General features: G+C 67.8%; 8 protein-coding genes. 5 read left to right on the forward strand and 3 right to left on the reverse strand.

From position 1 onward, the window contains the following. Positions 1–502 precede the first annotated feature (502 nt). Positions 503–1,477: a WD40/YVTN/BNR-like repeat-containing protein gene (locus ACWGID_RS13580; protein ID WP_452196755.1), complete on the forward strand. Its 975-nt coding sequence runs from the start codon at positions 503–505 to the stop codon at positions 1,475–1,477. Between the two features lie 755 nt (positions 1,478–2,232). Here ACWGID_RS13580 and ACWGID_RS13585 read toward each other — a convergent pair. Then, entirely contained in the window at positions 2,233–3,582 is a 1,350-nt protein-coding gene (locus ACWGID_RS13585) for an acyl-CoA dehydrogenase family protein (RefSeq protein WP_452196756.1), read from the reverse strand. An 89-nt stretch (positions 3,583–3,671) separates the two neighbouring features. Between ACWGID_RS13585 and ACWGID_RS13590 the strand changes: the two genes are divergently transcribed. The 4 genes from ACWGID_RS13590 to ACWGID_RS13605 are packed head-to-tail and all read left to right on the forward strand — an operon-like array spanning position 3,672 to position 7,894. Then, positions 3,672–4,406 carry a TetR/AcrR family transcriptional regulator gene (locus ACWGID_RS13590; protein WP_452196757.1) on the forward strand — a complete coding sequence of 245 codons (735 nt, stop codon included), beginning with the start codon at positions 3,672–3,674 and terminating at the stop codon, positions 4,404–4,406. Then, positions 4,403–5,680: an acetyl-CoA C-acetyltransferase gene (locus ACWGID_RS13595; protein ID WP_452196758.1), complete on the forward strand. Its 1,278-nt coding sequence runs from the start codon at positions 4,403–4,405 to the stop codon at positions 5,678–5,680. The genes ACWGID_RS13590 and ACWGID_RS13595 overlap by 4 nt, the downstream gene beginning before the upstream one ends. 8 nt (positions 5,681–5,688) lie before the next feature. After that, a complete protein-coding gene (locus tag ACWGID_RS13600; protein ID WP_452196759.1) occupies positions 5,689–7,035 on the forward strand; it encodes a 3-oxoacyl-ACP reductase in 1,347 nt (448 codons plus the stop codon). Between the two features lies 1 nt (position 7,036). Beyond that, the gene (locus tag ACWGID_RS13605; protein WP_452196760.1) at positions 7,037–7,894 is read left to right on the forward strand and encodes a MaoC family dehydratase; all 858 of its coding nucleotides are present in this window, start codon (positions 7,037–7,039) and stop codon (positions 7,892–7,894) included. 44 nt (positions 7,895–7,938) lie between these two features. On the opposite strand, the gene thrS is transcribed toward ACWGID_RS13605, so the two are convergent. Both thrS and ACWGID_RS13615 read right to left on the reverse strand, forming a co-directional pair. Then, the gene (gene thrS / locus ACWGID_RS13610; protein WP_452196761.1) at positions 7,939–9,198 is read right to left on the reverse strand and encodes a threonine--tRNA ligase; all 1,260 of its coding nucleotides are present in this window, start codon (positions 9,196–9,198) and stop codon (positions 7,939–7,941) included. 150 nt (positions 9,199–9,348) lie between these two features. Continuing rightward, positions 9,349–10,194 carry an acyl-CoA thioesterase gene (locus ACWGID_RS13615; RefSeq protein WP_452196762.1) on the reverse strand — a complete coding sequence of 282 codons (846 nt, stop codon included), beginning with the start codon at positions 10,192–10,194 and terminating at the stop codon, positions 9,349–9,351. Positions 10,195–10,409: the final 215 nt, after the last annotated feature.

The raw sequence follows: 10,409 nt of genomic DNA on the forward strand, positions 1-10,409 counted from the left end.
AGTATTAGATAACGGCAGCGCGCTATTGACGGATCTCTAGCCCGCCGCGCACGCTCAAATTAGCGGACGAGTCCGTCCGCGCTCCGGGGGGAGCGTCATGATTAGGTGGCGTCGGTACTCAAACAGCGCAACACACGGGCCGATTGAGTCAGATTTCAGTGGCTCCGTGATGGCCCTACCTCGGGCTTCTGTTCGTCGGCCGTCTATTTGTTCCCGGTTCGCCCGGGCGCAACTCAGACCATCGACATAAGCGCCGAGATGAAGGGCCAGCAACAGCGACCCATCAGGTCTCCAGGCGATGCCCAGTTGTGCGGCGAAGCGACATCGAGGCGCTCGGCGCGGCCTCGGTACACCGTCGAAAGCTGATCACGAGGCTCGCAGTCCTGCTGCTCACGATTCAACGGCCGGCCAGGTTGTTCCCGAGCCAAGCAATCCAACATCCTGCCGGCGACTCTCACCGGCCGAACTTATCGGAGTAGCCATGTCACTGTCCTGGCGTCTCATGCGAACCGTCACCCCGAGCTGGGTCGGGATTGACGTCGTCAACCGTGCGGTTGTGTGGGCCTGCGGTGGCTTCAAAGCCCCTGACGAAGATTCCGGTCCTGGAATCGTCGTCCGTACGGACGACGGGGGCGACACTTGGCAGGACGTCACCCCTCCCGGCGCCGAGCATTTGGCTTTTCATGATCTCGAGGCGTTCGACAAAAACAACGCCCTCGCGGTCGCGGTCGGTCCAGGCGATGAGTCGAGGATCTATCGCACCGCTGACGGTGGCCAAACGTGGAATCTGGTGTTCCAGAACCAGGACCCGGCCGCGTTCTACGATGGGATCGCGTTCTTTGACAACAACAACGGCATCGCCGTGAGCGATCCTGTCAACGGCAAATTCCGCATCCTGAACACTCACGACGCCGGACAGAGCTGGCAAGTTGCCCCCAGCAATGGAATGCCTCCGGCGCTGGCCACCGAAGGTGTGCGAGCGACCGGGTCAAGTCTGGTCACCAAAGGGCCTCAGGACACCTGGTTCGGCACCGTGGCCGAACCAGACAACTCGCGGGTGTTCCACACGAACAACCGTGGTCATACCTGGTCGGTGGCCAGCACCCCGATACCCGGACTGCCGGCGGAGTTCGGCATCGCCTCACTGGCGTTCTGGGATACCCACCACGGCTTGGCCCTTGGAGGCGGCAGCCCCTCCACCAACCGTCCAAGTGTGGCCGCTGCGACCGCCGATGGCGGCGCGACATGGACACGAGTCGGTTCACCGGACGGATTCCGCACCAACATGGCCCCGGTGCCGACGAGTGGTAGCCACACCGCAGTAGCCGTTGGCTTCACCGGCAGCGACATCACCACCGACGGCGGGCATACCTGGCAGCTCTTCGACCAGACCGACCTGCGCGGCATCAACTGCGCCGGTGATGCAGGTTGTTGGGCCGTCGGGAAAGACCTCATGGCCGCCGAACTCAAGCAATGACGGCGCCGGCGAGGCTGTCGTCGAGATGTGTTGCGCGCCGACGCCTCCGAAAGGCGTTGAGCCGCGCGCACTCACCTGGCGAAATTCGATCGGGTTTCCATTCAACGCGAGATGCAGGAAGCTGGGCGGAATCAGAACCCGTCGTCGACGCCCAGGACGGTCGGATCGGGCACGTCAGCTGCGCTGACTACTCCCTCGACCGTTGAGCCGCCGCATTTCGACGACAGCGGGGACGCCGTGCGATGTCCTCTGCGAAGGATCTGTGGACACGGCCGGCAGAGAAGGCCGACGGGAGTGCTTCACGGATGCGGATTTAGCAGTGGGGAGAAAGCGGTGGTCGGCGGGGCGAGTGGATCCGGAAGGGCAGAGCAGACCAAGGCGTTCAGTACGAAAGGGCCGGGTCTGATCATGAGGCCGAAGACCGGCCGGCGTGTGCCCGGCAGGCAATCCGGCGATTGATCGCCGGATCAGCCCGCCAAGTGTCGGGCCCATGCCACGCGGATTGACCCTGGGTAACACGTTCCTCGGATGCCTTGGGGGGACGCACCCCCGGGGTTCATCCATCCCGAGCGCGCCGGTAGTACGTGGCGGTCGCCCGCGAGCGGAGCGAGCGTTCGCTGGCGATAGCCCGCAGGGCGCCGGCGGCAGCCGGCAGCTGGTGCTCCGGCCTGAGCCGGGGGTGGGTGGGTAGCGCGCGGAGCAGGTGCGGGAGGGAGCGGCGCGACCGGAGCACCTGCGGAGCACGCGGGGGCTATTTACCTGATGCGCATGCCCGAGATGGCTCGGGCGATTACCAGGCGTTGGATTTCTGAGGTGCCTTCGAAGATTGTGTAGATTTTGGCGTCTCGGTGCATGCGTTCTACGGGGTACTCGCGGGTGTAGCCGTTGCCGCCGAGGATTTGGATGGCTTCTTCGGTGACCTTGACGGCTACCTCGCCGGCTTTGAGTTTGGCCATGGAGCCTTCGCCGTTGCGGTAGTCGGGGGTTTGGCCGCGCATCAGGGCGGCGGACATGTTGGCGGCGCGCCAGACCAGGAGCCGGGCGGCGTCGATTTCCATGGCCATGTCGGCGAGTTTGAAGGCGATGCCCTGGTTGTCGATGATCGGGCGGCCGAACTGTTCGCGGGTCTTGGCGTAGTCGAGGGCGAACTCGTACGCCGCGCGCGCGATGCCGATCGCCTGCGCGCCGACGATGTGCCGGGTCATCTCGAACGTGGCCATCGAGGCGTTGCGAGTGGTCGAGCCGGACGCCCCGCCAGCAGCTCGAGCGGCGGCGGCTTCGCGGGCTCGGGCTAGGCGTTCGTCGAGTTTTTCCTTGCCGCCGAGGACGTTGCCGGCGGGGATGCGGACGTTGTCGAAGAACACGTCCGCGGTGTGCGATGCCCGCAGACCGTGCTTCCGCAGCTTCGTCCCCTGCTCCAACCCGCGAACCTCAGTCCGCGGTACGACGAACGCGGCCTGACCCTTGGTACCCAAAGAAGGATCGACCGTCGCGACCACCACGTGGATGTCCGCGATCCCACCGTTCGTAGCCCAAGCCTTCTGCCCGTTGATGACCCACTCATCGGTCGCCGAGTCATACACAGCCCGAGTACGGATCGCAGACACGTCCGACCCAGCGCCAGGCTCAGACGAGCAGAACGCGGCCACGCGTACGTCGTCCGGCGTGCCGTAGCACCGGGGCATCCATTGGCTCCACTGCTCCGGCGTACCGTTCGAGAAGATCGCGGATGATGCCAGACCGGTGCCCTTCAGTGACATGCCGATGCCGGCGTCGCCCCAGAAGAGCTCCTCGTGCACGAGCGGCATCAGCAGCCCGGACGGGTCGATGAAGAGGTTGATGTTGGCGTCGAGACCGTACAGGCCGATCTTGGCGGCCTCCTGGATGACCGGCCAGGGGGTCTCCTCGCGCTCGTCCCACTCCGCGGCGGCCGGACGGATCACATCGGCGGCGAAGCTGTGGGCCCAGTCGCGGATCTCCCGCTGCTCGTCGTTCAGGGAGAGCGAGAACGAGCTCCAGCCCGGCTGGGACCGCTCGGCGCCGAGCTCGCCGGCCAGCGCCATCACGTCGGCCGAGACCGAGGACTTCGGATCGGTCATCGTCATCAACATCCTCCAGCGGTGAACCTACGATGTTACCGACGAGTGTAACCGTCGTTTGCACCAGGTGACACCACTGTGGCTAAGATCGACGCATGAGCTCCGCGCTGCTCGCGATCGGACGCCGCCGGACCACGGCGGAGCGTCGTCGCGACCGGGAGCGGGACATCATCCGCGCGACCCGTGAACTGTTCGACGAGCGCGGCACGATCGACGCCCAGATCGACGATATCGCCAAGCGGGTCGGGATCAACAAGGCGCTGATCTACCGGCACTTCGCCGGCAAGGAGGAGCTGTTCGCGCTCACCCTGGTCGACTACCTCGGCGAGCTCGACGAGCGACTCGCCGCGGCCGACAACCCGCGCCGCGCGCCGCTCAACCGGCTGAAGGCACTGAGCGAGACGTTCGTCGACTTCTGTCTCGCCTACCCGGCCTTCACCGACTGCGCGATGAGCCTGCTGCGCAGGAGCGGTGAGGAGCTGTTCGGCGAGATCACCGAGCCGGTGATGGTCAAACTCGGTACGGCGATGGCGGCGGCACTGGATCGCATCGCCAAAGTTCTCGAGGCCGGCCAGCGCACCGGCGTGTTCGACGAGGTGGACACCGCTTACCTCGCCAACCACCTGTACACGCAGACGCTCGGATCGTTGCACATGGCAAGAGTCGGGTTGATCGTGTCGGGGAGCCGGCCTGGCCACCCGGTGGTGCATCATGCCGATGTCGGCACCGTCCGGTCGACCGCTATCACTGCCACCCTCGCCACCGCGGTGGGGCAAAAGGCACTGACAACCAAGAAGACCCGCTCCACTAGAGCAGGAGAGACATCGTGACCGAACCGCGCAAGGTGGCCGTGGTCGCCGGAAACCGGATCCCGTTCGCCCGGCAGGACAAGACCTACCGGCACGCCTCCAACTCCGACATGCTCACCGCAGCGCTGAACGGTCTGGTCGACCGGACCGGCCTCGGCGGCCAGGAGGTGGGTGAGGTCGTCGCCGGCGCGGTCCTCAAGCACGCCCGCGACTGGAACATGGTGCGCGAGGTCGTCCTGGGCTCGAAGCTCGCGCCCACCACCCCGGCGTACGACATCCAGCAGGCCTGTGGCACCGGGCTGGAGGCGGCGATCCTGGTCGGGAACAAGATCGCTCTCGGGCAGATCGACGCCGGGATCGCGGGTGGTGTCGACACCGCGTCGGACGCGCCGATCGCGGTGAACGACCGGCTGCGCAACGTCCTGCTCGACCTGAACCGCGCGAAGACGTACCCGGACCGGCTGAAGGTCCTCGCCCGGGTGCGCCCGAAGGACGTCGTACCGGAGATCCCGCGGAACGCCGAGCCGCGGACCCGCAAGTCGATGGGTGAGCACGCGGCGCTCACCGCGCTCGAGTGGGGCATCACGCGGGAGGCGCAGGACGAGCTCGCGTACCGGTCCCACGTCAACCTGGCGCGGGCGTACGACCGTGGTTTCCAGGACGACCTGATCACGCCGTACCTCGGGCTCGAGAAGGACCAGAACCTCCGGCCGGACACCACGATCGAGAAGCTCGCCAAGCTCAAGCCGGTGTTCGGCAAGGGCGAGACCGCGACAATGACGGCAGGCAACTCCACGCCGCTCACCGACGGCGCGTCGACCGTGCTGCTGGCGACCGACGAATGGGCGGCCGAGCACGGTCTGCGGCCGCTCGCGTACCTGACGCACTCGCAGACCGCAGCGGTCGACTACGTGAAGGGTTCCGAGGGTCTGCTGATGGCCCCCGCGTACGCCGTACCGCGGATGCTGGCCCGCGCCGGTCTCACTCTGCAGGACTTCGACTACTACGAGATCCACGAAGCCTTCGCCTCCCAGGTACTGTCCACCCTGAAGGCGTGGGAGGACCCGATCTTCTGCAAGGAACGACTGGGTCTCGACGCGCCTCTCGGGGAGATCGATCGGGACAAGCTGAACGTGAACGGCAGCTCGCTGGCCGCGGGTCATCCGTTCGCGGCGACCGGTGGGCGGATCGTCGCCGCGCTGGCCAAGCAACTGGACGAGAACGGCGGCGGCCGCGGCCTGATCTCGATCTGCGCCGCGGGCGGCCAGGGTGTCGTCGCCATCCTCGAGAAGTAGGAGCTGAGATGACGGATCGCTACCAGACCTTCACCCGGACGCCGCTCGGGCAGACCCTGGTGAAGAACCTTGGTCTGCCGGACCCGACGCCGCTGCCCCGCTGGTTCGAGGGCTGCCCGGTGATCGACGGACCGGTCGTCTTCGGCGCGATCGGCGAGACCGACGCCGGCAAGGCGATCCAGGCGCTGCTCCGGGACATCGGCGCCGCGTTCAGCACGGCGGCCGAGGGTGTCGCGTCCAGCGAGATCCGCCCGAAGGCGCTGGTCTTCGACGCGACCGGCGCGACCTCGACCGCGGACCTGACCAGCCTGCAGCGGTTCTTCTCCCCTCTCATCCGCCAGCTCGCCCCCGCGGGGCGCGTCATCGTCGTCGGCCGTACGCCGGAACTCGCGAGCACCACCGGTCAGCACGTCGCCCAGCGCGCGCTCGAGGGCTTCACCCGCTCGCTCGGCAAGGAGGTGAAGCGCGGCGCGACCGTCAACCTCGTGTACGTCGCCCCGGACGCGCACGAACAACTCGACTCCACGCTCCGCTTCTTCCTCTCCCCCAAGTCGGCGTACGTCGACGGTCAGGTCGCCCGGATCGGCACCGGTCCCCTGGTCAGCAACGACCCGAACCGCCCACTCGCCGGCCGTACGGCGCTGGTGACCGGCGCGGCGCGTGGAATCGGCGCGGCGATCGCGAACACGCTGGCCCGGGACGGCGCGACGATCATCGGCGTCGACGTACCGCAGAACGCGGACGCGCTGCGCAAGGTGATCACGAAGATCGGCGGCACCGAACTGCTGCTCGACGTGACCGCGGTCGACGCCCCGCAGCGGATCGCCGCGCACGCGCAGGAGCAGCACGGCGGGCTCGACATCGTCGTCCACAACGCCGGCATCACGCGGGACCGGCGGCTGGTGAACATGCGGACCGACGCGTGGGACGCCGTTCTCGATGTGAACCTGCGGGCCCCCGAGCGCATCACGGAGTACCTGCTGGAGTCCGGCGCGCTCAAGGACGGCGCCTCGATCATCGGCGTGTCGTCGATGGCCGGCATCGCGGGCAACAACGGCCAGACGAACTACGCGACCTCGAAGGCCGGCGTGATCGGGCTGGTGCAGGCGCTCGCGCCGACCCTCACCGAGCGGCAGATCCGGATCAACGCGGTCGCGCCCGGGTTCATCGAGACCGAGATGACCGCGAAGGTGCCGTTCGCGATCCGCGAGGTCGGGCGGCGGATCAACTCGCTGCAGCAAGGCGGTCTGCCGATCGACGTGGCCGAGACGATCGCGTGGTTCGCGGATCCGGCGTCGGCCGGCGTGACCGGCAACGTGGTCCGGGTCTGCGGCCAGAGCATGCTGGGCGCCTGACGTGCCGACCCGACGGTACGACGATTCCCCCGGCCTCGGATCGCTGTACGCGCGGACCGTCCGGGCAACGCTCCGACGGGCCGACTACGAGCCGGACGAGGACGGGCTGACACTCGAGCTGCCCCGATCGGCGATCGACCAGGACCACCTGACGGCGTACCGGGAGGTCACCGGTTTCGCGGCCGGTCCGACGCTGCCGGCGACGTACCCGCATGTGCTCGCGTTCCCGTTGCACCTCGACCTGATGTCCGACCCCTCGTTCCCGTACAAGCCGATGGGGATCGTGCACCTGTCGAACACGATCACGCAGCAGGCGCCGATCCCGATCCACGCCGAGCCCGCGATCCGCGTGCACAGTACGCCGGAACGCCCGCACCCCAAGGGCACGGTCTTCGACATCATCAGCGAGGTGTTCGTCGACCACGAACTCGTCTGGAGCGACCTCACCACGCTGCTGAGCCGCTCGGCCGGTACGCCGGACGCGCACGCCGACCTGCTGCCCGACCCGGTGCTCAGCCCGAGCGCCTGGTGGGACCTGCGCGGCAACCTCGGCCGCCGGTACGCCGCCGCGTCCGGCGACCGGAACCCGATCCACCTGTGGAAGCTGACCGCGCAGGCGTTCGGGTTCCCGCGCCAGATCGCGCACGGGATGTGGGCCAAGGCTGCCGCGCTCGCGTCCGTCCAGCGCGCCGGCGACCTGCCGGACGGGTTCACGGTCCGCGTGGACTTCCGGAAGCCGTTGCTGCTCCCGTCGCGGGTGCAGTTCGCCCACCAGCAGACCGGCAAGACGCTCGACTTCGCGCTGTACGACGAGTCGCACGACCTGACGCACCTGATCGGCCAGCTGCAGCCGAGCTGAACCGCCAGGCCATCACAATCGCCGCCTCGGGGCGGTGTTCACGCTCACGCGTCCTCGCTTCGGCCGATTGCGATGGCCTGGGGCTCCGCCTCTTCCCGGATCCGGTCCAGCACGGCACCGACCGGGGCTGGATCCCACCGGCTGCCGTCGCGCTCCCGCACCGCGATGTCGCCCGCAGCGGCCTCGCGGGCACCGATGACGGCCTGGTACGGCGCCAATCGGTTCTCCCGGATCCGCGCGCCCAGACTGCCCTCGTCCGCATGCGCGATCTCGACCCGCAACCCGCGGTCCACCGCGCGCCGGGCGACCCGGGCGGCGATCTCCTCCTCGTCGTCCGAGATCGGCAGGACGACGACCTGCACCGGCGCGAGCCACGCGGGGAACGCGCCGCCGTGCACCTCGATCAGCTGCGCCATCGCCCGCTCGATGCTCCCGACGATCGCCCGGTGCACCATCACCGGCCGATGTTTGTTGCCGTCAGCACCGACGTACTCGAGGCCGAACGCCGCCGGCTGGTGGAAGTCGATCTGGACGGTCGACAGGCTGAACTCGCGACCTGCCGAATCCTCCATCTGGATGTCGATCTTCGGTCCGTAGAACGCCGCGTCGCCGGGCGCCTCCTCGTAGTCGATGCCCGCGTCCTTGAGCACGTTGCGCAGCAGGTCGGCCGCTGCGGCCCAGCTCGCGGCGTCACCGACGTACTTGCTGGCCGGGCTGTTGAACTCGGCGTCGACAGCCGGCAGGGCGAGGACGTAGCGCGAGGCCGCGATACCCATGTCGGCGTACGCCTGGTTGATCAGTCGCAAGGCATCGGCGGCCTCGTCCGCGACCTGGTCCAGGCGGCAGAAGATGTGCGCGTCGTTCAGTTGCATCGCGCGGACCCGGCTCAGGCCGCCGATCGCGCCGGACAGTTCGGCGCGGTACTGGCCGCCGAGCTCGGACATCCGCAGTGGCAGCTCGCGGTAGCTGTGCGAGCGGGAGCGGTACATGAGCGCGTGGTGCGGGCAGATGCTCGGGCGCAGGACGAGCTGCTCGACGCCCATGTCCATCGGCGGATACATCTCGTCGTGGTACTTCGCCCAGTGGCCCGAGATCTCGTACAACTCGCGTTTGGCGAGCGCGGGCGAATAAACCTGCTGGTAGCCGGCTCTTCGTTCGACCTCGACGATGTAGCTCTCGAGCGCCCGGCGGACCGCGGCACCGGCGGGCAGCCAGTAGGGCAGTCCGGCCCCGATCAACGGGTCGGAGTCGAACAGGCCGAGCTCGCGGCCGATCTTGCGGTGGTCGTACATGTGCTCGTTCATCGGTGGTCTCCTCGTCTGGGGTGGGGCGAGGGACCACGGGAACGACGAAGCCCCGGGGCACTCGCCCCGGGGCTTCGTTCGACAGTCAGCTGTCAGCGCGCCGGGACATACTCCGGCGTCGTCGTCACTGCAGCGCGCTTGATCACGGCGTCAGGTTAGCAGGTCGGTGTCCAGGCCGACAGGACGAATCAGGCCCTCCTGCGCGACCGACGCGGTCAGGGTGCCGGACTCGGTGTAGAGGCGGCCGGTGGCGAAGCCTCGGGCTCCGGAGGCCGACGGGGACGCCTGGTCGTAGAGCAGCCACTCGTCGGCGCGGAACGGGCGGTGGAACCACAGCGCGTGGTCCAGCGACGCGGGCTGGATGCGGCGGTCGCCGATCACGATGCCGTGCGGGAGCAGGCTGGCGCCGAGCAGCGTGAGATCGCTGGCGTAGGCGAGCACGCACGCGTGCAGCGCGGGATCGTCGGGCAGCTTGCCCGCGGCGCGGATCCAGAACTGGCGCCCGGTGACACCTGCCAGGCGTACGTCGAGCGCGGACCACTCCCGATCCCAGTCAGCGGCCGGTCGCCCGGACTGCGCCTCGAGTACGGCCGCCAGCCGCGGAGCCTCCTCCGGCGGTACGACGTCCTCCGGCATCGGATCCTGGTGTTCCAGACCCGGCTCGGGACTCTGGAACGACGCGGACATGTAGAAGATCGGCTTCCCGTGCTGCGACGCCACCACGCGCCGGCTGCTGAACGAACCACCGTCCCGCGTCGGCTCCGCGCGGTAGACGATCGGCACCGAGGTGTCTCCACCGCGCAGGAAGTACCCGTGCAGCGAGTGCACGACGCGCTCGGGGTCGACCGTCCGGCTGGCCGCGACGAGCGCCTGGCCGAGGACCTGACCACCGAACACGCGTTGCATCGAGGTCTGCGGCTGACGACCCCGGAACAGGTCGACCTCGATCTCCTCCAGGTCGAGCAGCTCGACCAGATCCTCCAGCGAATCAGGCATGCCTCATCCTGACAGGCTCAGCGCCGCGCACACGCCGTACCCGCTGTGGAAACCGTCACGCCGCGCTGCCAGCCACCGGGCGGTGACACACAAACCGGGGGCGTTGCACAGGTTATTCCCTGGCTCTTATACACATCTCCTATCCCACTATACTTTACAACATCTCTTATTACGTATTATTATTTAAAAGATGTTGGGTTGGTTTTTGTTTTTGG

The organism is Kribbella sp. NPDC054772, from assembly GCF_053611945.1.